This window comes from Mesorhizobium sp. M8A.F.Ca.ET.202.01.1.1 (assembly GCF_004791595.1).
Taxonomy (GTDB): domain Bacteria; phylum Pseudomonadota; class Alphaproteobacteria; order Rhizobiales; family Rhizobiaceae; genus Mesorhizobium.
Genome location: NZ_SRUN01000019.1, coordinates 16052 through 42082 on the forward strand (window position 1 = coordinate 16052; position 26031 = coordinate 42082).

19 protein-coding genes and 2 pseudogenes are annotated in these 26031 nt (G+C 60.4%); 11 read left to right on the forward strand and 10 right to left on the reverse strand.

Annotated features, from left to right (window positions below; all coding sequences use genetic code 11):
* Positions 1-155 precede the first annotated feature (155 nt).
* From EN845_RS30505 to EN845_RS30550, 10 genes are all read left to right on the forward strand, one after another.
* Positions 156-1118: a hypothetical protein gene (locus EN845_RS30505; protein WP_126063926.1), complete on the forward strand. Its 963-nt coding sequence runs from the start codon at positions 156-158 to the stop codon at positions 1116-1118.
* A gap of 62 nt (positions 1119-1180) precedes the next feature.
* Positions 1181-2155, forward strand: coding sequence for a quinolinate synthase NadA (gene nadA, locus EN845_RS30510; RefSeq protein ID WP_126063925.1), 975 nt, complete (start codon positions 1181-1183; stop codon positions 2153-2155).
* On the forward strand, positions 2152-3693 hold the full coding sequence (locus EN845_RS30515) for an L-aspartate oxidase (protein WP_024505569.1): 1542 nt from the start codon (positions 2152-2154) through the stop codon (positions 3691-3693). The genes nadA and EN845_RS30515 overlap by 4 nt, the downstream gene beginning before the upstream one ends.
* Position 3694: 1 nt before the next feature.
* Positions 3695-4576, forward strand: a complete 882-nt coding sequence (nadC, locus tag EN845_RS30520) for a carboxylating nicotinate-nucleotide diphosphorylase (protein WP_024505570.1) — start codon at positions 3695-3697, stop codon at positions 4574-4576.
* A gap of 174 nt (positions 4577-4750) precedes the next feature.
* Entirely contained in the window at positions 4751-5719 is a 969-nt protein-coding gene (gene bioB / locus EN845_RS30525; RefSeq protein WP_245454882.1) for a biotin synthase BioB, read from the forward strand.
* The gene (locus tag EN845_RS30530) at positions 5716-6855 is read left to right on the forward strand and encodes an 8-amino-7-oxononanoate synthase (protein ID WP_024505572.1); all 1140 of its coding nucleotides are present in this window, start codon (positions 5716-5718) and stop codon (positions 6853-6855) included. Before bioB ends, EN845_RS30530 begins: the two co-directional genes overlap by 4 nt.
* The gene (gene bioD, locus EN845_RS30535; RefSeq protein ID WP_063169254.1) at positions 6852-7487 is read left to right on the forward strand and encodes a dethiobiotin synthase; all 636 of its coding nucleotides are present in this window, start codon (positions 6852-6854) and stop codon (positions 7485-7487) included. The genes EN845_RS30530 and bioD overlap by 4 nt, the downstream gene beginning before the upstream one ends.
* Positions 7487-8752, forward strand: coding sequence for an adenosylmethionine--8-amino-7-oxononanoate transaminase (locus EN845_RS30540; RefSeq protein WP_127309478.1), 1266 nt, complete (start codon positions 7487-7489; stop codon positions 8750-8752). Before bioD ends, EN845_RS30540 begins: the two co-directional genes overlap by 1 nt.
* Positions 8749-9732: a beta-ketoacyl-ACP synthase III gene (locus EN845_RS30545; RefSeq protein ID WP_126063924.1), complete on the forward strand. Its 984-nt coding sequence runs from the start codon at positions 8749-8751 to the stop codon at positions 9730-9732. The genes EN845_RS30540 and EN845_RS30545 overlap by 4 nt, the downstream gene beginning before the upstream one ends.
* 173 nt (positions 9733-9905) lie before the next feature.
* Positions 9906-11549: an MFS transporter gene (locus EN845_RS30550; RefSeq protein WP_024505576.1), complete on the forward strand. Its 1644-nt coding sequence runs from the start codon at positions 9906-9908 to the stop codon at positions 11547-11549.
* A 234-nt stretch (positions 11550-11783) separates the two neighbouring features.
* Here EN845_RS30550 and hemN read toward each other — a convergent pair.
* A pseudogene (hemN, locus tag EN845_RS30555) lies at positions 11784-13082 on the reverse strand (oxygen-independent coproporphyrinogen III oxidase).
* Between the two features lie 467 nt (positions 13083-13549).
* Positions 13550-13906 carry a hypothetical protein gene (locus EN845_RS30560; RefSeq protein ID WP_024505577.1) on the reverse strand — a complete coding sequence of 119 codons (357 nt, stop codon included), beginning with the start codon at positions 13904-13906 and terminating at the stop codon, positions 13550-13552.
* A gap of 680 nt (positions 13907-14586) precedes the next feature.
* Here EN845_RS30560 and EN845_RS30565 point away from each other — a divergent pair.
* Entirely contained in the window at positions 14587-15726 is a 1140-nt protein-coding gene (locus tag EN845_RS30565) for a porin (RefSeq protein WP_127309477.1), read from the forward strand.
* A gap of 482 nt (positions 15727-16208) precedes the next feature.
* Here EN845_RS30565 and EN845_RS30570 read toward each other — a convergent pair whose 3' ends face one another.
* The 8 genes and pseudogenes from EN845_RS30570 to metK all read right to left on the reverse strand — a co-directional run bounded on the left by EN845_RS30570 (position 16209) and on the right by metK (position 26001).
* Complete coding sequence (locus EN845_RS30570; protein WP_127309476.1) at positions 16209-18080, reverse strand: acyltransferase family protein; 1872 nt, start codon at positions 18078-18080, stop codon at positions 16209-16211.
* 83 nt (positions 18081-18163) lie between these two features.
* Positions 18164-18724: a CpaD family pilus assembly lipoprotein gene (locus EN845_RS30575; protein WP_063169261.1), complete on the reverse strand. Its 561-nt coding sequence runs from the start codon at positions 18722-18724 to the stop codon at positions 18164-18166.
* Positions 18725-18736: 12 nt separating this feature from the next.
* Entirely contained in the window at positions 18737-20158 is a 1422-nt protein-coding gene (locus EN845_RS30580; protein WP_063170365.1) for a type II and III secretion system protein family protein, read from the reverse strand.
* A gap of 71 nt (positions 20159-20229) precedes the next feature.
* Entirely contained in the window at positions 20230-20916 is a 687-nt protein-coding gene (locus EN845_RS30585; protein ID WP_024505585.1) for a response regulator transcription factor, read from the reverse strand.
* Positions 20917-21728: 812 nt separating this feature from the next.
* Positions 21729-21897, reverse strand: a pseudogene (locus EN845_RS36255) (transposase); the annotation flags it as partial.
* Between the two features lie 714 nt (positions 21898-22611).
* Positions 22612-23646, reverse strand: coding sequence for an L-threonine 3-dehydrogenase (tdh, locus tag EN845_RS30595; RefSeq protein WP_127309475.1), 1035 nt, complete (start codon positions 23644-23646; stop codon positions 22612-22614).
* A gap of 65 nt (positions 23647-23711) precedes the next feature.
* Entirely contained in the window at positions 23712-24725 is a 1014-nt protein-coding gene (locus EN845_RS30600) for an adenosine kinase (protein WP_063170366.1), read from the reverse strand.
* 100 nt (positions 24726-24825) lie between these two features.
* Complete coding sequence (gene metK / locus EN845_RS30605) at positions 24826-26001, reverse strand: methionine adenosyltransferase (RefSeq protein ID WP_063169265.1); 1176 nt, start codon at positions 25999-26001, stop codon at positions 24826-24828.
* Positions 26002-26031: the final 30 nt, after the last annotated feature.

Here is a 26031-nt window from a genome sequence, read left to right on the forward strand (position 1 = left end):
TACGTTACCAACAGCGGGTGTCGCGTTTGGCATATTTTTGTGCGACTGCGAAGAGCTAAAAACAGCGCTTGAGTACTCTGGTGTTGACGTGCTGGCTTCCAAGGTTACATTCAATCGATTAAGGCGCTCCGTTGGGCCAACCCGCTTTCGCAAACATGGATCCTCAGACAAGAAGAACCAAGAAAGGCAAAGCCGCCGTCAAAGCTGACGAAGCCAAAGTGGACCTGACTGCCGTCGTGGTCGCCGTAAACGACAGTGAGCCCTGTGTCCTCACAGTCGGTCATGCGGACACCCTCCCTTCTGGACCTTTTGCCCTTGAGCATCGATCACTGCAGTCGGGTTTGAGGGGGTGGGTGGAGCAGCAGACCGGCCATGCACTTGGATACATCGAGCAACTCTACACCTTCGCCGATCGCGATCGCATCGGCACTGAGCGCCACCAGCGCGTCATCTCAATCAGCTATCTCGCATTGACCAGGAAGGAACAGGCAACGAACTCGGCCGCGTGCGGCTGGCAAAGTTGGTACGAATATTTTCCCTGGGAGGACCACCGCTTCGGCACGCCGCCTGTGCTGCTCGATAGATTGCGGCCCCGCCTGATTGAGTGGGCCGGCGGCGCCAGCGAGCCGACCACTCAACGCGAGCGCCGGCAGCGCGCTGCGATAGCCTTCGGCTTCGACGACCGCCATTGGAACGAGGAACTCACGCTCCAACGCTACGAGTTGCTCTATGAAGCTGGTCTGATTGAGGAGGCCGGTGGCGGCAGGGACGCGATTGCGGCCGCGGCTGGCAAACCAATGGTCGCTGACCACCGTCGTATTCTGGCAACCGGGATCGCGCGGCTGCGTTCGAAGATCAAATACCGGCCGGTCGTGTTCGAGCTTATGCGGCCTTCCTTCACGCTGCTGCAACTGCAGCGAACCGTGGAAGCTTTGGCTGGCAGGCTGATCAACAAGCCGAACTTCCGGAGATTGGTCGAGCAGCAGGAACTTGTTGAGGAGACCGGGGAGACCTCCCTCGACACGGGCGGCCGACCGGCGAAGCTTTATCGCTTCCGGCATGCCGTCCTCGACGACAGGGCTATCGCCGGGACAAAATTACCGCTGGCGCGGGCTTGACATACTTATAGTCAAGGTAGATATATTCCCTTATTGTCAAACCGAATATAATCGAGGCGCCAATGACTGGGGCGTTACCTATGGCTGCGTCCCTGTATGAGCGTGTCCGGCGGGTGATCCCACCCGTTGAATGGCTCGCGTTCGCCGGCGATATTGAAGCCATCTTAGCGCTGAAGCGTGAGCGCAATGCGGTGGTGCTGGCGCACAATTACCAGACGCCCGAAATTTTTCATTGCGTGGCAGACATCGTCGGCGACAGCCTGGCGTTGGCCCACAAGGCGGTGACGGTCGACGCCGACATCATCGTGGTTGCCGGCGTTCATTTCATGGCCGAGACGGCAAAACTGCTCAATCCGAACAAGACCGTGCTCATCCCGGATCTCCGCGCCGGCTGCTCGCTGGCCGAATCGATCACGGCAAACGACGTGCGGCTAATGCGGCTGCGGTATCCGGGGGTCCCCGTTGTTACTTACGTCAACACTTCCGCCGCCGTAAAAGCGGAGTCCGACATCTGCTGCACGTCCGGCAACGCCAAGGCGGTGGTGGAATCGCTTGGCGTGGCGCGTGTGCTGATGCTCCCGGACGAATATCTGGCGAGGAACGTGGCAGCCGATACAGACGTCGAGATCATCGCCTGGAAAGGCCATTGCGAGGTGCATGAGCGCTTCACCGCAGCAGACATCCGGGAACTGCGCGATGCCCATCCAGGCGTCATCGTGCTGGCCCATCCAGAATGCCCACCAGACGTTGTCGCGGAGGCGGAGTTCTCCGGCTCGACCGCGGCGATGTCGGATTATGTCGAGCGTGAGAAACCGACGCGTGTCGTCCTTCTGACCGAATGTTCGATGAGCGACAACGTCGCGGTCGCGCATCCCGACGTCGAGTTCGTTCGCCCATGCAATCTGTGCCCGCACATGAAGCGCATCAACCTGGCCAACATTCGCGCCGCACTCGAGCAGAACCGGCATGAGGTCCGGATTGATCCCGAAATTGCCGGCCCCGCCCGCCGCGCGGTCGAGCGCATGCTTTCCCTATGAGTCTGGAGGTTCGCGACATCGCCGGGGCGCCGGTCGTCATCGGCGGCGGCATTGCCGGCCTGATGACGGCGCTTCATCTGGCGCCGGAACCGGTCGTGCTTTTGACCAACGCGCCGCTTGGAACCGGAGCCTGCAGTGAACTTGCCCAGGGCGGTCTTGCGGCAAGTCTCGGGGGCGACGACGGCCCAGATTTTCACCTTTGCGACACGATAGCTGCCGGCGACGGACTCTGCGATGAGGCCACGGTGCGGCGAGTGGTACGAGCTGCACCCGAAGCGATTAGGACGATCCAAAGGTTCGGCGTCGACTTCGACCAGCACCCTGACCGCGCGTTGCGACTTGGGCTCGAGGCGGCACACTCGCGACGGCGAATTGTGCATGCAGCCGGCGACGCCACCGGTCGCGAGTTGGTGCGCGCGCTCGTCGCCGCGGTTCGGCGTACAGCCTCGATCACCATTATCGAAAATGTGGAGGTCCGCCGGCTGGTCGTGCAGGACGGGTCGGTCATCGCCGTGGTCGCAGCAGGACGAGCCGGCGCGCTCGCTCTGCCCACGCGTCGCGCGGTGCTGGCGACCGGCGGCGTCGGCGGGCTGTTTTGCGACACGACAAACCCCGCTGGCTCATGGGGTCACGGGCTGGCGCTCGCCGCATGGGCGGGGGCGGAACTCGCCGACTTGGAATTCATACAGTTCCATCCAACTGCGCTCGACGGTCCGCGCCGGCCGATGCCGCTGGTGAGCGAAGCCGTGCGTGGCGAAGGCGCGGTGCTCATCGATGAGCGAGGAGAGCGCTTCCTCGCCGACACACCTGGCGGTGAACTTGCGCCTCGCGACGTCGTAGCGCGCGCCATTTGGCACCAGCTTGCCGTTGGACGCCGCGTATTCCTGGACGCACGGCAAAGTCTCGGCCCGAGATTTGGCAAGCGTTTTCCAGGCATCGCCGAATTGTGCCGGAGCGCAGGAATCGACCCCGCGACCGACCTGATCCCGGTGCGCCCGGCGGCACATTATCACATGGGCGGCGTCGCCGTAGACAGCGCCGGCCGCAGCTCCATCGAGGGATTGTGGGCCTGCGGTGAGGTGGCCTGTACCGGCCTGCACGGCGCCAACCGCCTGGCCAGCAACTCGCTCACCGAAGCGGCGGTCACCGCGAGCTGGGTTGCCGAAAGCGTTGCCGGCACGTCGTATACCCGGCGACCGCGCAGATGCTCCACATTCGTCCCTCCACGACCAGACGCTTCCGTGGTCCGCCCGATTGTCTCCGCCGCCCTGGGTATCATCCGCGACGGCGAGGCAATGCGCGAAGCGGTGGCGACCCTGCTGCCGATCGCAGCCAATAGTGTCGCTGCCTCTGGTCCGGCTTTGGTCTCACTGATGATCGCCGCGGCGGCCCTGAGGCGGGAAGAGAGTCGAGGCGCGCACTGTCGGTCCGATTTCCCGCTCCACGATGCCAACGTGCGCCCATCACGGCTGACACTGCACAGCGCAATGCGGGCCGCGGCCGCACTCGATTGCCGGGCTACCATACGGAGCACTTGATATGACTTCATTCTCCCCCCTCCCCGCGACCCTGATCGAACCGATTGTGCGCGTTGCGCTCCTCGAAGACCTGGGCAGATCCGGCGACCTGACCACCGATGCGGTTATCCCGTATGATTGCACTGCCACGTTGGTGCTCAAAGCGAGGCAGGCGGGCGTCGTTGCCGGGCTCGATCTGGTCTCGTATGCCTTCCTTCTCGTGGAACCGGCGATCAACATCCAGATCTGGCGCCCTGATGGCAGCGAGGTTGGGGCCGGGGAAACCATTGCAAGATTGTCCGGACCCGCACGAGGCCTGCTCACGGCCGAACGCACGGCCCTCAATTTCTTATGCCGGCTGAGCGGCATTGCCACTGCCACAGCGGCCATGGTTGAGGCCGTGCGCGGTCACAAGGCGAGGATTGTATCGACGCGAAAGACGACGCCCGGGCTGCGGGCATTGGAGAAATACGCCGTGCGCGTCGGCGGCGGTGCCAATCACCGGTTCGGCCTCGATGACGGCGTGCTCATAAAGGACAACCACATCGCGATCGCCGGCGATATCCGCACAGCAATAGAGCGGGCGCGCGCCGCAGCAGGGCATATGGTGAAGGTCGAGGTCGAGGTCGACACGCTGAAGCAGCTCGATGCAGCGCTCGCGATTGGTGTTGACGCGGTGCTGCTCGACAATATGTCGGTCGAGGATCTTGCCCGCGCGGTTTCTATAGTGGATGGCCGTACGATCACCGAGGCGTCCGGTCGGGTGATGCCGAAAACGGCGGCGGCGATTGCGGCGACCGGTGTCGATCTCATCTCCATGGGTTGGCTGACGCACAGCGCCCCGATCCTCGACATCGGCCTGGACATGCCGGACCACCAGAACATCTGCAAGCACTTGAACTGAGGATTACGGCGTGAGGAGCAACATCAGCTCGGCAGGCGTAGGAGGTGCTGGAAAGACGTGCCGCAGCTCGCCTTTAGCGAGTGCGCCCCAAAGCCAAGAAGGCGTACCGGACTAGCAAACAAAGGTTTGACGATGACGATTGGAATGAACTCGGAGTTCGACGTGAACCAGACCATGCAATCGGTCGATGGAACGCCTCCGCGATGGAACCGCAAAGAGGCCGAGGCCATCTACGGCATGCCATTCAACGATCTGCTGTTCCTAGCTCAGACGATCCACCGCCAGAACTTCGATCGAAACCGAGTGCAGCTGTCGCGGCTCCTTAGCATCAAGACCGGCGGGTGCCCCGAAGATTGCGGCTATTGCAGCCAGTCTGCGCATTACGAAACCGGTGTGAAGGCGTCGAAGCTGGTGGACGTCAAGCATGTCATCGACGAAGCGGCCATGGCGCGTGATGGCGGCGCAACGCGCTATTGCATGGGCGCGGCGTGGCGAAGTCCCAAGGAGCGCGACATGGAGGTTGTGGTCGCCATGATTGAGGGCGTCAAGGCCCTCGGCATGGAGACCTGCATGACGCTCGGCATGCTCGATCTTGAGCAAGCTGCTCGCCTGAAGCAGGCCGGTCTCGACTACTATAACCACAACATCGATACCTCTGAGCGCTACTATGGCGAGGTTATTTCAACCAGGACTTTTGCCGACCGGCTGGAAACGCTTGGGCACGTGCGCGCGGTTGGGATGAAAGTCTGCTGCGGCGGCATTGTCGGGATGGGAGAAGAAAAGACCGATCGCATCGACATGCTGGTCACGCTCGCGAACCTGCCCGAGCCGCCGGAAAGCGTGCCGATCAACATGCTTATTCCCATCGAAGGCACGCCGCTTGCCGCGGCCGACGCCATCGATCCGATCGATTTCGTCCGCATCGTTGCGCTCGCGCGGGTGATGATGCCGAAATCCTATGTAAGGCTGTCCGCCGGCAGGACGGCGATGAGCGACGAAACGCAGGCGCTGTGCTTCTTTGCCGGGGCCAATTCGATCTTTGTCGGCGACACGCTGCTGACGGCGGGAAATCCCGGCGAGGACAAGGATACCCTTCTGTTCCGGCGCCTCGGCATTGAGCCTATGGAACTCGCCACGCAATGAAGGAGGCAATTCTTGCCCGCTATGACGCAACCTTGCGGGGACTGGGGCGCAAGGACCGGTTGCGGACGCTCGCACCGCGCGCCGGGCTCGACTTCTCGTCGAACGACTATATCGGACTTGCCGCCTCCAAAAGACTGGGCGATGCGGTTTCGACGGCGATTGCGCGGGGCACGCCAGTGGGCGCCACCGGATCGCGGCTGTTGCGCGGCAATGCACCGGAACATGAGCAACTGGAGGCGGACGCAGCGGCATTTTTCGGAGCCGAGCGTGCACTGTTCTTCGGCAGCGGCTATATCGCCAACTTCGCTCTGCTGACGGCCCTGCCGCAGAAAGGCGACCTGCTGGTCCTCGACGAGCTCGCTCATGCCAGCATGCATGAGGGTGCCCAGGCCGGGCGCGCTGAGTTCAAGCTGGCCGCGCACAACGACGTCGACGCTGTCGAGGACGCAATCACCCGCTGGCGCGCCGAAGGCGGCATGGGGCGGGTGTGGATCGCCTTCGAAAGCCTTTACAGCATGGATGGCGACCGTGCGCCGATGGAGAGCCTGGTCGCGCTGGCTGATCGGTACCAGGCATTCATCGTCGTCGATGAAGCGCATGCCACCGGCGTCTGGGGACCGGACGGCCGGGGACTGGCCGCCGCGTATGAAGGCCGCGACAACATCGTCACGCTCCACACATGCGGCAAGGCGCTTGGCGCATCCGGCGCGCTCGTTACCGGACCGCGAACACTGTGCGACTATCTTATCAACCGGTGCCGGCCATTCATCTATGCGACCGCACCATCGCCGCTGATGGCAGTCGCGGCACGTGAGGCGCTGACTATTCTGTCTGACGAGCCTATGCGTCGTGCTCAGTTGCACGAGCGTGTCGCTTTCGCGAGCCGGCAATTGGCCGAACGCTGCGGCGTGATGCCCAGCGGTTCGCAGATCCAGCCGCTTGTGATCGGCGATAACAGCCGCACCATGGCGGTGGCGGCAGGACTGCAGGCACGCGGCTTCGACATACGCGGCATTCGCCCGCCGACAGTGCCTGAGGGTACGTCGCGCCTGCGCATTTCGCTGACTCTCAACGTCGACGAAGCCGACATTTCCGCCATGGTCGAGGCTCTCGTCGGAGTGTTGGCCACAGCATGACCAAACGCATCGTCGTCACCGGAACAGACACTGGAATTGGCAAGACAGTGTTTTCGGCCGGACTTGCCGGGCTGCTCGACGGCTTCTACTGGAAGCCGGTGCAATCGGGCCTCAACGAGGAGACCGACAGCGAGGTCGTCGCCCGGCTTTCCGGCTTGCCCGACGGACGCGTGCTGCCCGAAGTCTATCGACTGACGATGCCGCTGTCGCCGCATCGATCAGCCGAAATCGACGGCGTCGCGATCGAGGCCGACGATCTTTCATTTCCGGTCCTGCCGACACCGCTCGTCATCGAAGGCGCCGGCGGGCTGATGGTGCCGCTCAATCGACAGACAAGGTTCATTGACATATTCGAACAATGGCGGCTGCCGGTCATACTGTGCGCCCGCACCGCGCTTGGCACCATCAATCATACGCTGTTGTCGATCGAGGCCCTGAGAGCCCGCTCCATCCCGCTCATCGGCATTGCCTTCATTGGCGAAGAGGTGGCCGATACACAAAGGACAATCGTGGAATTCGGCGGCGTGCCGCAGCTGGGCAGGCTGCCGCACCTCGGTCCGCTGACGGGTGAAACGTTGAGAGATGCAATGATTTCCGGCTTCGACCTGGCCATGATTGCCGGAGGCGACTGATGGCGGAGTCTCGAGTCTGGCATCCGTTCACGCAGCACGCGCTAGAGCCCTCGGTCCCTGAAATCGTGCTGACTGAAGGCGCCTATCTCCACGAGGCCGACGGCTTCCGCATCCTCGATGCGATTTCTTCCTGGTGGGTCGTCACCCATGGCCATCGCCACCCCCGCATCATGAAGGCCATCGAGACGACCGCGTCGAGCCTCGACCAGATCATCTTCGCGGGCTTCACCCACGAGCCGGCCGAACGGCTGGCCGAGGCGCTTATCGGCATCGCACCCGCCGGCCTCGACCGGGTGTTCTATTCCGACAGTGGCTCCACCTCAGTCGAAGTCGCGCTGAAGATGGCGCTCGGCTATTTCCGCAACATCGGCGCGCCGCGTTCGCGCATCGCCGTCATGGAGCACAGCTATCATGGCGACACGATCGGGGCGATGAGCGTCGGCGCCCGCGGCGTCTTCAACGCCGCCTATGATCCTTTGCTGTTCGAGGTCGACGCCATCCCCTTCCCGGCCGCCGGGCGCGAGCAGGAAACGCTGGATCGGTTCGAGGCCGTTAGCCGCGACCGGCGCGCAGCCGCGCTGATCGTCGAGCCGCTGGTGCTTGGCGCCGGCGGCATGCTGATGTATCCGGCCTGGGTTCTTGCCGAATTGAAGAGGATCGCCGAAGCCTCCGGCACGCTGCTGATCGCCGATGAAGTGATGACCGGCTGGGGGCGCACCGGAACCATGTTTGCCTGCGAACAGGCGTCCGTCTCGCCCGACATCTTGTGCACCTCGAAAGGTCTGACCGGTGGTACCATCCCGCTGGCCGCCACGATCGCCACCGATGCCATCTTCCACGCTCACTTTTCGGAGGATCGCAAGAAGACGTTTTTCCATTCGAGCTCCTACACCGCCAATCCGATCGCCTGCGCGGCAGCACTTGCCAATGTCGAGATCTGGCGTGACGAGCCGGTGGCCGAGCGGATCGCGGTCTTGAGCGCGAGGCAGGCCGCCGGGCTGCAACGCTTCCGGGTCAATCCATATTTCACCGACTGCCGGACAACCGGCACCATCGCGGCACTCGACCTACGCACCGGCTCAGCCGGTTATCTGGCCGAGATCGGGCCAAAACTGCGCGCTTTTTTCCTTGAGCGGGGGCTACTTGTGCGCCCGCTCGGCAATGTCCTCTATCTTCTACCGCCCTATTGCATCACCAGCGACGAATTGGGCGGGCTCTATGACGCGATAGAGGAGGCCGGCGAACGCTTCGGCTCGCGGCCATGAACCTATCGTCGCGCGTTCTCGGCTTCGGCCATCATGCGCCGGCGCGCAAGGTCGAGAACCCGGAAATCGAAGACCGGCTCGGGCTTGAGCCCGGCTGGATCGAGCGGCGCACCGGAATTCGCTCGCGCTTCTGGGCAACAGACGAAGACACGCTGTCGGGCCTTGCCGCCTCTGCCGGCGACATGGCGCTGACCAATGCCGGTATCGACCGCGGCGACGTCGGTCTACTCTTGCTCGCCACGTCGACGCCCGATCACCTTCTGCCGCCAAGCGCGCCGCTGGTCGCACATCGGCTGGGGCTAGGCCGCGCCGGAGCGATCGACCTGACCGGCGCCTGCGCCGGCTTCATCTATGCGCTGATGTTCGCCGACGGGTTCACCCGCCTGCACGGCAAAGCGAGCCTTGTCATCGCCGCCAACATCCTCAGCCACCGCATCAATTTGGCCGAGCGCGCCAGCGCCGTGCTGTTTGCCGATGCCGCCGGCGCCATGGTGATCAGTCCTTGCGATGACCCGGATCGAGGCATTCTCGGCGCTTCGGTGGATTCCGACGGCTCGCGCTACGGGCTAATCCAGATTCCCGCCGGGGGAAGCAACACTCCGTTCCATGCCGACCTCGACCTCGCGCAGACACGGATGACGATCACTGACGGCCGTGAAGTATTCAGCAAGGCCGTGGAGATGATGACCGCCTGCTCGAGAGATGCGCTCACTGCTGCCCGACTGAGGCCGCAAGACCTCGATCGTTTCGTGCCGCATCAGGCCAATGCGCGCATTTTCGACGCGGTCGGCAGGAACCTCGGCATCGCTGATCACTCGATCGTCAAGACGATCGCCGAATATGGCAACTCTTCCGCCGCGACGATCCCGCTCTCATTGTCGCTGGCCCATCGGGCGCAGCCGTTTCGGCCTGGCGAGAAAGTCCTCTTGGCGGCAGCGGGTGCGGGTCTCAGCGGCGGCGCGCTTGTGGTGGGAATTTAGCAAAGCAATGCTTGCGCACAGGACTGCTCATGAATGAGACTATGAGAATGGCTCAATACGTAAATAGTCGCCGGCAAGCTCCATAGAGCTGGGTTCCGTGCGGTGCTCCGCGATGTCTAAGTATCGACCCGCTTGCTCAAATCGCAGCGCTCATCGAAGGCCAGCAATACCTCATGCAGAGCGAAAATCCTCAACCGCCCGTTTCAAAGACGCTCGCCCCATTTCGAAACAAGGTGTTTCGCTCAATTTGGGCGGCCACCCAGATTTCCAGCCTCGGTTGGCTAGTGCAAACGGTCGCCATCAGTTGGCTTATGGCAACGATTTCAGCGTCCGACCTCATGGTGGCACTCGTCCAGGCCGCATCCACATTGCCGGTGTTCTTCCTCTCAGTTTTCGCCGGAGCCATTGCCGACAACTTCAGCCGCCGGTGGGTGATGTTTGCGGGACACTGCCTGATAGCATCGGCGTCGACGACGCTGATGATTTCTGTGGGTCTGGGATTTGTCAGTCCTTGGCTGATTCTCGGGTTAGGTTTCCTGGCCGGCTGCGGCTTTGCCTTGAATGATCCGGCTTGGCACGCTTCGGTCGGCGATATCCTTCACAAACGCGACATTCCGGCCGCAGTGACGCTTATGTCCGTCGGATACAACATTGTGCGCAGCGTTGGTCCGGCCTTGGGGGGCGTGATCCTGGCCGTCTTTGGGCCGCTGGCCGCTTTCGCCTTGGCTGCGGTGAGTGATCTGGCGCCCATAAGCGCGATATGGCGCACCAAATGGGAGGTCCGCTCTTCGCCTCTCCCTCGTGAGAGAATGACGACGGCAATTCATGACGGAGTGCGCTTTACGGCGATGTCTTTGGAGATCAGGGCAGCGACCGCCCGAGCCGCTCTTTTCGGATTGGCAAGCATCTCCATTCTGGCGTTGCTCCCCCTCGTCGTCCGGGATCAGTTGAAGAGTGGGCCAATTGTCTACGGTATCTTATTGGCCGGCTTCGGCATGGGTGCTTTCATCGCGGGCATGGGCAACGGCTTCTTGAGGAAGGTCACGTCTCAAAACAGGCTGGTGGCCTTCGCCTCTGTGGCTTGTGCAGTCTGTTGCCTCTCCCTTGCCCTTACATCGTCGGTTCCTGTGGCGGCCATTTCGCTGGCGCTCGGCGGAGCGGGTTGGCTTATCACCTGGACGGGCATTGACGTGTCGGTGCAGTTGGCAAGCCCAAGGTGGGTTGTAGGCCGCACGCTCTCCATTTACTACGCCTTGAGCGCAGGCGGTATGGCTGCTGGCAGCTGGATCTGGGGTTCTGTCGCGCAAAACTATTCCTTGACCTCAGCATTGGAGGGCGCCGCAGGCGCTCTGTTGCTGGTTGCAGCAGCGGGGATCGTGTTGCCGGTCCGTCCCTGGGAAGAAACCGATCAAGAAAGTTCAGTTTTTCATCCGCCGGACGTGGCTCTCGATCTGAAACCCAGAAGTGGCCCTATCGTGGCCAAGGTCGAGTATTTGATATCGGAGGAAAATATCGAGGCCTTTCTGGGCTCCATGCGCACGCGGCGACACGTCCAGAGCCGTGCCGGTGCACGAAACTGGACGCTCCAGCGAAATCTGCAAACACCGTCACTTTGGACGGAGACATTCCGCACCCCCACCTGGATGGACTTTCTCCGCCTAAATCATCGACTCACCGCAGCAGATAAGGAAGTCGCCCAGCATCTCCTGTCACTGCATGAAGGAGAGGTGCCTCCGCAGACAGTGCTTTCGATTGAACGGACGACCGAGGCAATTCGTACCCGTACCTCGACAATCTTTTCTCGTCCTCCAAGATGACGCCATCAAGCTGCTGTCCAGGGACAGGGTGGATCACCGGTGCTTTGCAGAGCACAGCCTCACACCGAGAGCAGCGTGCTCCGGGTTGTGCGCTTTCGCGCGCACCCAGGCGAGATGATGGTGAACGCGGCGTCAAGTGGAAGTCCCCTGCATACGCTTGCGGAGTCTTCTGCGAGAGCCCATGCCGACGAGCGCCAAACAAGGTCTGATGCCTTTCGGCGTCGTGGCCTCAACTCATCGATTCGCGAGAAAAGCATCGAATGCAGCAGCAACGGCGCGAACAACAAAGCGGTGCTCCGGCCGCACGCGGATGAAGCCGTTTTCGACGTCCAGGATCCCCTCCTCAGCCAGCGTCACCAAACTCTCAACTGAATCGAGAAAACGAGCTGGTTCGATTTCGTGGGCGGCACAGATGGTCGGCACGTCGGCCTCCAAATCGCACATCAGTCGCTCGATGATCGCTGCGCGCACCCGGTCATCGTCGGTCAGACGGTGACCCTTTGATGTCGCCAGACGTCCACTTGCGATGTGCCGGGCGTAAGAATCCCGTGTTACTTCGTTCTGAACATACCCCTCGCGGACTCGGCCAATAGCCGACGCGCCGAAGCCGATCACGTTTTGCAAGTATCGGCCGAGTATCCCAGCGAATTACGCCGTAGGCGCCCGGTCTTCTGCGCTAGCGCAAGTTCGTCGTCCGGCGGAGCGAAATGATCGAGCCCGATCTCCCGGTAGCCAGCGCCAACCAGTGTCTCGGCGACAGCTGCAGCCTGTTCGGCGCGAAGATCGCCGTCGGTAGACCTGCCTGCTCGATTAGGCGCTGATTCTTTATCACGGAAGGAATATGCGCGTATCCGAACACCGCAAGCCGGTTGGGGCGCATGGCGACCGCAGCCATCGCGGTCTGGATGCAGGACTGCACAGTCTGTTTCGGGAGACCGAAGATGAGGTCGAAGTTGATATGGCCAACGCCATGCCGGCGGAGATTTTGGACTGCAGCGGCCGTCTGCACCTTACTCTGGATCCGATTGATCAAAGCTCTGCACGCCGATGCTCGCGCGGTTGACACCGTTAGCTGCCAGGGCTTCGGCCATTTCCGGTGTGAACGTTCGGGGATCGATCTCCACGGCGATCGCAGCAGTTTTGCTGAAAGCGAAGTGGCGGCTCCATCAGCGCCAAGTGCTCGGCTGGCCCGATAAGGTGAGGCGTTCCGCCGCCGAAATGCACATCGCTCACCGGCAGCCCTTGCCGCACTTGCTCCGACACCAAACTGATCTCCTGACGCAGCACCGCTAAATAATTAAGGATCGGGCCGTTGCGACGGATGACCGCGGTAGGGAAGCCGCAATACCAGCACATGGATCGGCAAAACGGAATGTGGAGATAGAGCGACACCGATTCGTCGGCCGGGAGGCCCCCCAGCCATTCCTCATAATCGTCAGCACCAACTGCCGCAGAGAAGTCTGGCACAGTCGGATAGATGGTATACCAAGGCGGCCGGGGGTCCCGGTACTTTGTCAGGATTGAGGTGTGCAAGGAGCTGTCATCCCACGTCGCTGATCCATCATTCTTTCGTTGCGCGCTCGTCCTGGTCTCTGACCTAAGTCAGTGCGTCCCGCTTATGTCGCAGTCTCGTTTGGACAGGATGGGGTCAACCACGCCGGGGAGCGCGCGTGCCATGGTTGCGCCTGAGGTGATGGTGCGGTGCCGCATTCAACGTCTGAGTACGTGACGCCAGTGCAGTGTGCTTGAGGCGTCTGCGGAAGAACTTTGCAATGCGAAATTCATGTCCGACGCAACGGACCTGTCAAGCCTCGTTCAGACGCCATCCAGGTCCAGCCAGCGGCCTTCCCTGCCGGCCGAAAAACCATACCGGCTTTAGCCACCGAGACGCTCTAAAGCTGACGTCGGCTCATTTGATGAAAGGAGGACGCCGCTAGGGGGTGCACAAGGTTCCCCGGCTTGACGTCGCTTCGAGCGAAGAGCGGCGGTGTGGCTTGTCGTCAAGCGCCGGGCAGCGTGCCCCCTACCGATATCCCGAAAAGATCGACCAAGATGGCCATGCCGACGCCACACGCGGTCTGGATGAGGCCGACCATGAAAATGCGATTGGCGCGTTCGTAGATGGGGCGCCGCAAGGAACTCATGTCGAGCAGCATGGACAGCGCTCTCATCTGCAGTGCGATGCCGAGCAGGATCGGCACTACGGCGAACAGATCGTAGAGTTGCCATGGCAAGGGGTTCGCGGCCCAATGAGTGAGGAAGCCGAGGGAAAAGGCAAGCAGGATACCCACGGCAGTGATTGTGCCGTTGCGGAAAATGGTCTCGATCGGTTCTTCCTTCGGATCGTGCTCGTCCAAGCGGCTTCCTTTCGTTGCTCTTCCGTCGAGACTAAGTTCTCGAGAATACTGTTCATCGCCAATTACTCGAGGCGAGCCGTAGGCAGCCGTTTCAGGGTGCGCTCCCTCTCGCTTCCGGCCGCGCAATGTACCTGCACGGCGAACTTACAGCGGCGAAAAGGTGCTGCGGCCACCATGCGACGCCTCGGACGTGCACGCCCTCTGTTCCTGGCGCAGCCCTTGCGGAGCGTACGCGCAGTGATCCTTCTCGGTAGCGGATGGCGCGGCCTCCGTTGCGGTCAGACGGGAAGCCGTCGCTGTTAAACGAGACTGTCACATATCGAACATGGCGAACCGTGTCGCACATTTCTTTTCGCAGTGACCCTCAAAAAAAGTGATTCCAGCGAGACGAAGGCGCGTCGGCCCGATTTTGGTGTCGGCCGCATCTACGCTTCAGGTTGGCATGTCGCTTGCTGCTCTATTCGGAGAGCTGCAGCGGTCCGACCGGAGTGTTTCACATGTAAACGATAATGAATCTCCTAGCAGAAAACACTATTATAAGTACATGTGGCTTTTACGCTGGCTCACCTCTCGTGTCAAGCGCTTTGGCGTCCACATATTGGAGACAACACGCACAAAATTTAGAGGAAAAGCTTGCTCTTTCGCCTCTATCCTTTTTATTCCTTCATGGAGATCTAGACATGTACATCAAGAGTCCTCTTCTCGGCTTAACTGCTCTGATGACCATTTCCGTCGGTCGAGCAGCTGGCGCCGAGCGGGAACCGGCCGAGTACATCAAGATCTGCGACGTCCTCGGCTCGGGATATTCCTATATTCCCAACACCGAGACCTGCCTGCGCATCGGCGGCTATGTCCGTTACGATATCGGCCTGGGTGACGTCCGATCGTATGACAGCGCAAGAACCTCGGACGTGAGAACTGGCGAGGACCAAGGCACTTGGCGAAACAGCACACGCTTCACGTTCAAAACTTGGACCGGCCAGCAGACCGAGCTCGGCGCGTTGACGACCTATACCGAAACCCAGGTGAATTTTGGCAACAGCGCTAACTCGCATGACAGTCCTCAGAACTATGATTTCAACAGCGGCCTCGCACTGGCTTCTGCCTGGGTCGAGCTGGGAGGCCTGCGAGTTGGCAAGGAGGGGTCGGCCTTCGATACGTTTGTAAGCTACGCTGGCAACGTTCTCGATAGTATGCTCGTTCCGTCGGCCGGCTTCGACACCAACGTGGCTCAGTACCACTTCGACGCCGGCAACGGCATTTCGACTGTGATTTCGCTCGAACAAGGATCGGGCTCAGCCGGTACTATCGACAGCTATATTCCGCACGTTGTCGCCGGCTTGAAATACACGCAAGGCTGGGGTTCGATCACCGGCGTCGCGGCTTATGACAGCAATTACGAAGCTTTTGCCGGCAAGATCCGCGTCGACGTCGCTGTCACAAACCAGCTGTCGCTGTTTGGACTCTTCGGCTACGGTTCCAATGCCAGTCTCAACGAGGACTCAAACGGCGCAATTGCCAATCATGGGCGCGGCTCGTACAAAATCTGGAACGGCCAGTGGGCTTTCTGGGCGGGCGCCACCTACGAGTTTGACGAGAAAACTTCGTTCAACCTTCAGGTCTCGGGTGATCAGCTCGAGGATTCTGGTGTGGCTGCAAACGTCGCCTACATGGTCGTTCCCGGCTTCACGGTCACAGCCGAGGTCGATTACGACCACTACGGCAACTCTGGCCTCGGCCCTGCCGAGCCTACCGCCGTCAAGGGCACGAGCAAGCCGAACAGCGTCGGCGGCATTCTCCGCTTACAAGGCTCATTTTGAAATCTCTCCAGTCGCGAGCATGGCAAAGGCACTTGCCTCGACAACGCACGCATGGAGAGCTTCGTTCGCCATCTTGAAGTCTGCATCGACCGTCCACGGCCCATCGTACCAACTAGAAACTGAAAGTTATGAGCCCTGTGTACTACACCTAGCCCTTGACCTGCCCGATGAACCGGCCAGGGGCCGTCAGTTCAAATTCGGGGCCGTTTAGAGGGCAGTGTGAGGCCGTGTTAGGTAAGCGCCACTGCAATGTCGAGGCCGCGACACGCCTGTCGCTTTGGACGGCTGGAATTGCCCTTCGCGGCGCCATTCATTCTCTCAACATTTACGTGATAATGCACGCTGAGTCCGAGCCGCGTGGCAGCACCCATCCTAGGTCACTATCGGGGGGCCTTAAACCTGAACAGCTCCATCGTCGCGGCTGCTGCGGAAGCAGGAGCTATCACTGGGACCCGCACTGGTGCTTGTCAGCCGCTGAGCCGCTACTTCGTCTTAGGAAGAGCATTGTCTTTGCCAAAAGCCGGCCAGTATTTCGAGATTGCCAGTGTGGCGCCGGCTGAAGAGAAATGACCATAGTCGAAATATAAAAACTCTCCTCTATCGGAATAGGCGCAGCGTCCTGCGCTGCACAGGAATTTCAGCGGATCGATGAATGTGGCGCCTTTGGTAAATGAGCGCACACGTTCGTTGATGTCGGGGTCCATCGCGATCGGCCAGGATGTATCGTCCAGATTTTGGCGCTTGGCGAAGAACGCAATTCTCCGGACGTCAGTTGGGAACTGCGGAGACTGGCCGATGACAAACACGCGCACGCCCAGGGCACGAAGCGTAGCGATTGTTTGCTGAAGACCGTCGAAACCTCTGACCTCATAGTCACTCCATCTACCGCTGAGGATAACCGTCTTGATGTCCGCTTCCAAGATGACGTCCAAGGCCTTGCGATTGAACCGGACACAATCAAGACGATCGTAAGGGTAGTAATAGAGTATCGGCGCGCAGCTGGCGTACGTATATTCAACGATGTTCGCCTGCAATCGATTTATGTTAGCACCCAAGCCGGAAACATAGTGCGCGGCGAAGGAGTCGCCCCACAAAAAAACCGTTGTTGGAAAACCGCTGGTGCGCGTGCAATCCTCCATATTCCAGCTTTCGATCCGGCTGGTGCCCTCGTTGAAACAGATGCCATTCCTCCAGTCCCCGACGGAAATGCGCCGCTGGACATAGTCCGGAAACCGTTGCGGAAAGCCGTTGCCGAGCGCCCCCGCCGCTCCGCCGGCACAAAGGACAACGATCGCGAGCGCTGAAAAGGCGAAGATAGGCCCCGGGGAGGTGAAGGCCCTCTTCTGTCGAAACGGCTGCTCTACAAACTTCCAGGAGAATGCAGCCAATGCGAGGCTTGCCACCAACATCGCACCGGTCATCAACGGATCGAGTTTTTGGAACGAAAGATAGTGCGCGAACGCATTGAGAGGCCAGTGAACAAGATACAACGAATACGAGATGAGCCCAATCCAGACCAGCGGCCGGACTTCGAGCATGCGGGTGGCGACCGTCGAGGGGGTATTTTGGCCAACATAGATCAGAAGGGCCGTTCCGATGCATGGATACAAGGCGTTGTAGCCTGGGAACGGATCACTCGCCGAAATCGCGAAGAACCCGATGGCGAGAAGGCCAAATCCGGCCACCCCCACCGACTCCATCAGGAATCGGTTGCCCAGCGGCGAGGGGCATTTGAGCATGAGCAGGGCGCCCAACATGAGTTCCCAGATTCGGGTCGGCAGCAGATAGAATCCGGCGGTGGGTGCCAGCGATGTCGCCATCACCGCCACTACGAAGCTGCAGAGAATTATCGGAAGAAGTGTCGTCAGCCAGCGCTTCCCGATGTAGCGATAGATTAGGAACATCAGGATTGGTGCGAAGATGTGGTACTGCTCCGCTACGGAAAGCGGCCAGGTGTGCAACAGTGGTAGAAGCGCGGCATCGATAGAGAAGTAACTTGACGTTTTCCAGAAGAAAACGTTCGACCAGAAGGTCGAGGTAGCTATGATGCTAAGACTGAATCCGCGCAGATCCGGTGGCAGAAGAATGAACAATGCCGCAATGCAGGTGAGAAGCATCACAAAGACGAGCGCCGGCAGAATGCGCCGGGCACGGCGCCAGTAGAAGTTGACGATGGAAAATTGGCCGCGTTCAAGGTCATCCAGGAGGCTTCCGCTGGTTAGGTAGCCGGAGATGACGAGGAAGATATCGACCCCGCTAAAGCCACCCGGGATCGCCGAAATTCCGAAATGAAAGAGTACGACCGGAAGTACAGCAACGGCCCTAAGGCCCTCGATATAGCGCCTATATTGCATCCAGCGGTTCCTTTTATTTTAGATCAGGACGCGATTGGAAGCTTTCAATCTCCGGTAGGAGTGCTGCCGAGATAAGGGCGGTATCAGCCACCTTTATCCGTCCCGAATGTTCTGTAAGTTGCAACTGGTACAGAAGCACGATCGCCATCGCCGGCCTTGACGGCCTGATTGTCGAGCAGATCGCGCGGATCGTTGACCATCACGGCCAGGTTATGTCCTGTCGAACAACCAAGCGGCTGTTTGAAGGATTCTTCATTGGGTAAGGCACCATATGAGGGACAGACCGGCGGACGGGCGTGATAGACAATCGCCTCAATTCGCACTGAGCCGGCGTCGTGTTGATCGCGCAATTGAATGTTGTCTTCTTCGATTGCCAACTGCCTGGCCTGATGGGCTACCCCTGCGCTGAGCTGGGGCGAACCGCTGATGAGGAGGTGGATGGCATCAAACCGGCCGCGACTGGCCTTGTCTAGGAAAACACGCAAACGCTGCCGTTCGGAAGCGCGCAGGCTTTGCAACGTCAGGACGGTGGTCTCCTCTCGGACAAGCATTGGTGCCGATGGTTCGACATCAACTGGCGTAGTGCTTGTGCAGCCACTTACGCTTGGTGCCAGAGCGACAAAGAGGATTATAAAACGCAACATCTTTGGATGACACTATTCGATGATGAAGCCGAGACCGCCTTGGGCGCTTGGCGCGCCCGCACGGATAGCAGCGCGGTCTCGCGGGGGACTTGTCACGGAATTCGTCGGAGCGCCCCCTCCGTTCAAAGCCGGTGCCGCCCGCTCGGTCGGTGCGCTCATCTGGTTTGGGTTGGAGCCTGGTCTTACAATGTAAGGCGTAACTAGAATGACCAGTTCTGACTCCTCTTTTTGAAACGAGGTCGAGCGAAAAAGCGGTCCCAGGATCGCCAGTTCTCCGAGCCAGGGAAAGGCCCTGACATCATTGTTGACGTTCCGCCTGATTAGACCGCCGATTGCGAAGCTCTGGCCGCTGGCGAGTTCGACGACCGTATCGGCTCGGCGCGTGGAAACTGCCGGCACGGAAATTCCGTTGATTTGCACGGCACCTTGCGTCGACAGTTCACTGACTTCGGGCGTTACGTGAATGTTGATTTGATTGTTGCTGAGAACTGTCGGCACAAATTCCAGACTGACGCCGAAGTGACGGAATTCAACCGATACCTGCCTGTTTTCCTGCAGGACAGGAATGGGAAATTCGCCGCCCGCGAGAAAGCTGGCCTTTTCACCCGACATAGCGGTGAGGTTCGGCTCAGCCAGGACGGAAGCTATATGCTCCTTGGCGAGCGCGTCGAGAACCGCGCTGACGTTGACGGCACCGTTGTCGAATCCGATTTCTGCTGTACCGCCACCCTGGGTTGAACCAGACCCAGCGCTTGCAGCGCTTCCGCTTAGAACGCCCACTTTGAAATTGCCGATTTGACCGAAGGCGGACAAGTTGACGCCGAGTGACTTCATGGCGCTGCGTGAGACTTCGGCTACGCGCACGCTGAGGTTAACTTGCAGGGATCCAGCGACCTTGATGTTGTTGACGACTTGCGCTCCGTCGCCCAGATATTGCTCAGTGACTCTTTTTGCGGTGTCGGCGACCTCTGCGTCGGGCGCCGTCCCGCTAAGGATTGCGCCGCGCGGCGTATAGTTGACGCGGATGGGATAGTCGCCGACCTGCTCCCGCAACATGGCGCGTAAATCCCCGATCGGTTGCGTGACAACGATACGCAATTCGGCGAGAGGCTCGCCATTGCCATCCAAGGCGAATAGGCTGGTCCGCCCCGATTTCTTGCCAAAGACGAAGATTGTTTTGCTCGATGGCGCCTGAAAATCCGCGATCGTGGGGTCAGCAACAAAGATGGTCGTGGCTGGCCCGGGCAGATGAACGGTCTCCCCGAGCGAAGAGGAAAGGGTCAGCGTGGCGTTGATGCTATTCGAAGCCGCATGCGGCGGGCCTTTGTCCTGCTTGTTTTGCGCCGCGACACCAAGTGGGAAAGTCACAATAAGCGCGCAGAGGAGATGGCCCAGGTAACGGGGCACTGCAGGTCTTGTAACCTTGTTGGCGATCGCCCGCCAATTGAGCGCAGCGCAAGGATGTTGAAGGATCAGCAAAATAGATCTTCTTTCGATTCGACAAACTATGCGGACGAGGCGTCAGTCAATTCTAGGATGTAACCAATGCCTCGGATGGTCTTGATCCGTGGCGTTGCACCTGATCTGGTCAGATGTCCCCGTAAACGATAAATTCCGACTTCAAGCGCGTTGGCAGACACGTCGTCGTTGAATGAATAGAGGTGATCTTCCAATTGCGCACGGGGCACGATGCGGCCTGCCCGGTTAAGCAGGTGCTCTAGAATACAGAGTTCGCGACGTGCGATCATCATTGGGTGCCCATCAACGAAAACCTGGCGGGCGACCGGATCAAAGTCGAGATTGCCAAATACGAGCCTCAGGTCGGTCATCTGTGTCGCCCGGCGCAGAATGGCTCTCATTCTGGCAATAAGCTCATCGGTAGAGATGGGTTTGAGCAGAAAGTCGTCCGCACCACCGTTGAAGATCGCAATTCGCTTATCGAGATCGTTAAGGCTGCTCATAATGACGGCAGGAACTGAATGCCCGTGGGTCCTCAACTGCCTCAGCCAACCCAAGCCATCGCCATCTGGCAGAGCCAATTCCAGCAGGAGAATTTCATAGCTGGCGCAAGAAAATGCACTCGAAGCCAGTTCCAGAGTACCAACGACATCAACGACGAAGCCGCCATCCCCGAGCGCAAGTCGCATGGCGCGCGCAAGATCCGCATGATGATCCACGAGCAGCGTTCGCATTTCATCTCCTCTCGAAGAGGGACGGCCCATCGAACGCGTCACCGGCGGCCATCTGATCGGAGCACACGGCGCGCAACTCGTCGCAGCTCTCGGAACTGGTCCGAGTCGGAGGGACATGCAAGTCGCTCGGTGGCAATAGGCGCGGGTGAGGACCAACTGACGGGCTCAAATACGCCGGTCGGCGAACCCACGAGGCCAGCAACCCGCGTGCGATTTCTCGTTGCATCATCTCTCCTACGTGCAGCCCCTGCGCTCGCAAGGCAGCGTCGCGGCTCAGAGCCCGATTCCCACAGAGGGTAGGGTTAGCTTTCGAGAAACTGATTGAACAAATCGATTATTTGGATCGAATGCATCCACGGTATGGATGCAGCGCACCATCTTCAACGACTGCGGCGTCCTGATGCACTGTTGTGTCTGTCGTGCTCTGCTTTTTTCGCTGTCCTTCAAGGCTGGCGAGCCTGGTGGAACCTGCGCGTCATTGGCTTGGTAGCTTGAATGCTCAACAACGGAGCGCCCTGCGCAAAGCCGCTCTCATTTCCAAAAAGCCTTGCAATCTGGTTGGAGCACTTCGCGCTCGACACCAAAATAGGCGAGGAAAACTGACGTCTGACAGGGATGTACATGCAACAGCCGATTTGCGGCACCAGCAAACGACCGCGTTCAGGCTGAAGATCGACGACCAACGGCTCCTCGATTTCCGCACCGACCGCTTTTACAAGCTCTTCCTGTGCGGGCGGATGCCGGCAAACAGCAGCACAGGGTCAGCGAAACCGGGAGCGGGCCTGCTTGATCGCCATGATCACATTGCCGCTGTCGCGCGTGCGGAGCGGAATGCAATCGGTCCAGCCGGCGGCAATCCGGTCAGCACCATCGTCTGCACGAAGCTCCCTGACGAAGACGTGCCCGAATGCGCTCAACAAAGCCGGGCGGCGGATCTTTCCAATCGCCGAAGGTGCGGGCTGGCACCGAGCGGCGAACTGCGAACTCATTCCTGCCCGGCGGCGCTGGCCGCCGCGAGCGTCGATGCGGACCCAGCCGCTCCGAATCCTCCCACAACACGATGAGCGCGTCGCGGACATCGCTGCCGTAACAGCGGCTGCGGCTCTTGCCCGCAGACGGCCTCTGCTCACGACGGTTCATAAGACGGATCGCGCGCTTGCGAATAATAGCCGGTTACCGCCTCGAACTCATCCAGAATGCGCCGCTTGTCAACGCCGCAATAAAGCTCCACGATCGCCGCTTCACCGTGTCGCCATGCTGAGCCGCGCCATCCTTCCCCCGAACCGGAATGGCACGACCTGTCCATCCCCTTTGGAACAGGACACTATTGGTAACATTTTGCTTGAGGCAATGCGGCTCGTTGCCTTCCTTTTCGCTGACCGGAAGGGTACCGGAAGTCGTCTATCGCATCTTACCCGCTGAAAGCGGCAACACCTCGACCTCAATCGCAGATCATAGGAAATAGACGATCGCGTCGGGGCCTCAGCATCGGTTCACCGGGTTTCCGTCATCGACTGAAGCGAATTGCCCCATCGACCGTCACCGGGTGGGCCGCGATACGTCGCCGTATATGATTAGCGAGCGCACGTAGCGGAGCCATAGCTCTCCACCCAGCCATGTTCCCCTAGTTGGAAAATGTCCGGCGGACCAGAGGTGCTGTCGTCAGCTTTTCCTGAATAGCGGCCAAGGCAATCCCTACCAGTCCATCACCACCTTGCCGGAACTGCCGCTCTTCATCGCATCGAAACCGATCTGAAAATCGTCGATGCCGATGCGGTGGGTGATCAGGCCGGAGACATCCAGCGGACCCTGCACAAGCGCGATCATCTTGTACCAGGTTTCGAACATCTCGCGGCCGTAGATGCCTTTGAGATGCAGCATCTTGAAGATGACCTTGTTCCAGTCGATCTCGAAGCCGGTCGGCGCGATGCCCAGAATGGCGATCTTGCCGCCATTGTTCATGGTGTCGATCATGTCGCGGAAAGCGGGGGTGGCGCCTGACATTTCGAGGCCGACGTCGAACCCCTCGGTCATGCCGAGCACCGGCATGACGTCGCGCAGCTTCTCCTTCGAGGCGTCGACGACATGCTGGACGCCGAGTTTCTTGGCTAGCGCCAGCCGCAGCGGGTTGATGTCGGTGATGACCACTTTGCGCGCGCCGACGCATTGGGCGACGAGCGCGCCCATGATGCCGATCGGCCCGGCGCCAGTCACCAGCACGTCCTCGCCGACCAGATCGAAGGACAATGCGGTGTGGACGGCATTGCCCAAGGGATCGAAGATCGCGGCAATCTCATCGGGCACATCGTCGGGGATCGGCACGACATTGTGCTGCGGGATCGCCAGATACTCGCCGAAGGCGCCTGGACGGTTGACGCCGACGCCGAGCGTGTTGCGGCACAGATGCCCTCGCCCGGCGCGACAGTTGCGGCAATGGCCGCAGACGATGTGGCCTTCGCCCGATACACGCTGGCCGACCTTGTATTCGGTGACCGCTGCGCCGAAATCGGCAACGGTGCCGACGAATTCATGGCCCGTCACCATCGGCACCGGCACCGTCTTCTGCGCCCACTGGTCCCAATTGTAGATGTGCACGTCGGTGCCGCAGATCGCCGTCTTCTTGATCTTGATCAGCACGTCGTTGGGGCCGATTTCCGGCACCGGCACCTCTTCCATCCAGATGCCCGGTTCGGCCTTGGCCTTCACAAGCGCCTTCATCATGTTCGACATCAGGATTTCCCTATTCCGTGATTGCGCTTCTGGCGAGATAGCCTGCACAACGGGAAGGTAGGCCACTAACTCGTTTGAACGTCCGGAATGGTCAGCCCCGCCTGCTCAGCCTCGCGGCGCAAATTCTGACGGGGCCTGGGGCCGATCTGCTGGATCACCAATCCGGCTGCCAGTGAGCCAAGGTCGCCGCAAGTCTGCAGGTCGCGGCCTTGCGTGTAGCCATGCAGGAAGCCGGCGGCATAGAGATCGCCGGCGCCCGTCGTGTCGACCAGTTCCTTGATGGCGGTCGCCTTGATCACCACGGTCTCGTCGCCGCGCACGATCACCGAGCCTTTTTCCGAGCGGGTGACGGCGGCGATCCGGCAATCCTTGCGGATCTGGGCCAGCGCCTCGTCGAACGACGATGTCTGGTAGAGCGACTTGATCTCGTGGCTGTTGGCAAAGACGATGTCGACCGTGCCCGAGCGCACCAGGTCGAGGAATTCGTCGCGGTAGCGGTCGACGCAGAACGAATCCGACAGCGTCATCGACACTTCTCGGCCTGCCGCGTGCGCCAGCTTCGCCGTCTGGCGGATTGCCTCCTTGGCGCGCGGCGGGTCCCACAGATAGCCTTCGAAATAGGTGACCTTGGCGCCGGACGCCTTGTCGGCTTCGACATCCTCAGGGCCAAGCTCGACGCAGGCGCCGAGATAGGTGTTCATCGAGCGCTCGCCGTCGGGCGTGACGAAGATCATCGAGCGCGCCGTCGGCGGCTCACCCTTGAGCGGCGTGGTGCCGAAGGCGACGCCCTGCGCATGGATGTCGTGGGCGTAGATTTCGCCCAGCGCATCGTTGGAGACCTTGCCGAAGAAGGCCGCGCGGCCGCCGAAGCTGGCGACGCCGGCCGCCGTGTTGCCGGCGCTGCCGCCGGACGCCTCGATCGCCGGCCCCATGCGGCTGTAGAGCAGTTCGGCGCGCTGTGTGTCGATGAGGTTCATCGCGCCCTTGATGATGCCGTTGGTCTCGAGGAATTCCTCGTCGCACTGGGCGATGATGTCGACAATGGCATTGCCGATGCAAAGCACGTCATAATCCGGCATCAAAATCTCCGCCAAAACCCGAGCCGGCTTCTTGCCACGCCGGCCGGGCGTGGTCTCGCGAGTTGAAATGGGTTGCCGCATGCGCTTGATCCAGCCGCCCTCACGCAGCTGCCGGTCCGGCTTCACGCAGCAAATCGTCAGCTTTGTCCGTCTTCTCCCAAGTGAACTCAGGCTCTTCACGCCCGAAGTGTCCGTATGTCGCCGTCTTGCGGTATATCGGCCGTAAGAGATCAAGCATCTTGATGATGCCTTTCGGTCGGAGATTGAAAACCTCGAGAACAAGGCGCTCGATCCTTTTTTCCTCGATCCTTGCGGTTCCGAAGGTATTGACCATGACAGAAACCGGACTGGCCACGCCGATCGCGTAGGCAAGCTGAACCTCGCAGACCTCCGCAAGGCCGCTGGCAACGATGTTCTTCGCGACATACCGGGCGGCATAGGCCGCCGAGCGGTCAACCTTGGATGGGTCCTTGCCCGAAAAGGCACCGCCGCCGTGACGCCCGGTCCCACCGTAGGAATCGACGATGATCTTCCGTCCTGTGAGGCCGCAGTCGCCGGCAGGCCCACCGACCACGAACCGCCCTGTTGGGTTGACCAGAAATCTGATCCCCGAAGTATCCAGGTGGGCCGGCAGGACCGGTTTTATGATCTCCTCAATGACGCCTTCGCGGACCGTGGCTTGTGAGACCGCTTCGTCATGCTGCGTTGACAGGACTATGGTATCCAGCGCCACCGGGCGGAGCCCTTCGTAGCGTACCGACACTTGAGATTTCACGTCCGGACGCAGCCAGCCAAGCTGTCCCGCTTTCCGGACCTCGGCCTGTCTTTTCGTCAAATGGTGAGCGAGTTGGATCGGCAGGGGCATCAATGTATCCGTCTCGTTGCATGCGAATCCAAACATGATGCCCTGATCCCCTGCCCCTTGCCCGAGATCCTGCCCTCGTCCTTCATCAACGCCCTGGCTTATGTCGGGCGACTGCTCGGTGAGGGCCAGAACGACGGCGCAACGTCGACCATCAAAGCCAATCGCATCATCGTCGTAGCCAATATCGAGTATCGTATCGCGGGCGACTTGGCTGTAATCGATGTGGGCATGGCTGGTGATCTCGCCAGCCACAACGACCATCCCCGTCTTCACCAACACTTCACAGGCGACGCGCGCCTTCGGATCGGTGCGCAGGACCGCATCGAGAATGGCATCGGAGATGTTGTCTGCCATCTTATCGGGGTGTCCCGCGCCGACGGATTCGGAAGAGAACACGAACTGCCTGGTCATAAAAATGCCCTCGCTTCAAGTGCTGGAGTT

Coding starts and splice junctions, on each gene's coding strand:
- EN845_RS30505 (WP_126063926.1), top strand. CDS start 156: ATGGATCCTCAGACAAGAAGAACCAAGAAAGGCAAAGCCGCCGTCAAA.
- nadA (WP_126063925.1), top strand. CDS start 1,181: ATGACTGGGGCGTTACCTATGGCTGCGTCCCTGTATGAGCGTGTCCGG.
- EN845_RS30515 (WP_024505569.1), top strand. CDS start 2,152: ATGAGTCTGGAGGTTCGCGACATCGCCGGGGCGCCGGTCGTCATCGGC.
- nadC (WP_024505570.1), top strand. CDS start 3,695: ATGACTTCATTCTCCCCCCTCCCCGCGACCCTGATCGAACCGATTGTG.
- bioB (WP_245454882.1), top strand. CDS start 4,751: ATGCAATCGGTCGATGGAACGCCTCCGCGATGGAACCGCAAAGAGGCC.
- EN845_RS30530 (WP_024505572.1), top strand. CDS start 5,716: ATGAAGGAGGCAATTCTTGCCCGCTATGACGCAACCTTGCGGGGACTG.
- bioD (WP_063169254.1), top strand. CDS start 6,852: ATGACCAAACGCATCGTCGTCACCGGAACAGACACTGGAATTGGCAAG.
- EN845_RS30540 (WP_127309478.1), top strand. CDS start 7,487: ATGGCGGAGTCTCGAGTCTGGCATCCGTTCACGCAGCACGCGCTAGAG.
- EN845_RS30545 (WP_126063924.1), top strand. CDS start 8,749: ATGAACCTATCGTCGCGCGTTCTCGGCTTCGGCCATCATGCGCCGGCG.
- EN845_RS30550 (WP_024505576.1), top strand. CDS start 9,906: ATGCAGAGCGAAAATCCTCAACCGCCCGTTTCAAAGACGCTCGCCCCA.
- EN845_RS30565 (WP_127309477.1), top strand. CDS start 14,587: ATGTACATCAAGAGTCCTCTTCTCGGCTTAACTGCTCTGATGACCATT.
- EN845_RS30570 (WP_127309476.1), bottom strand. CDS start 18,080: ATGCAATATAGGCGCTATATCGAGGGCCTTAGGGCCGTTGCTGTACTT.
- EN845_RS30575 (WP_063169261.1), bottom strand. CDS start 18,724: ATGTTGCGTTTTATAATCCTCTTTGTCGCTCTGGCACCAAGCGTAAGT.
- EN845_RS30585 (WP_024505585.1), bottom strand. CDS start 20,916: ATGCGAACGCTGCTCGTGGATCATCATGCGGATCTTGCGCGCGCCATG.
- tdh (WP_127309475.1), bottom strand. CDS start 23,646: ATGTCGAACATGATGAAGGCGCTTGTGAAGGCCAAGGCCGAACCGGGC.
- EN845_RS30600 (WP_063170366.1), bottom strand. CDS start 24,725: ATGCCGGATTATGACGTGCTTTGCATCGGCAATGCCATTGTCGACATC.
- metK (WP_063169265.1), bottom strand. CDS start 26,001: ATGACCAGGCAGTTCGTGTTCTCTTCCGAATCCGTCGGCGCGGGACAC.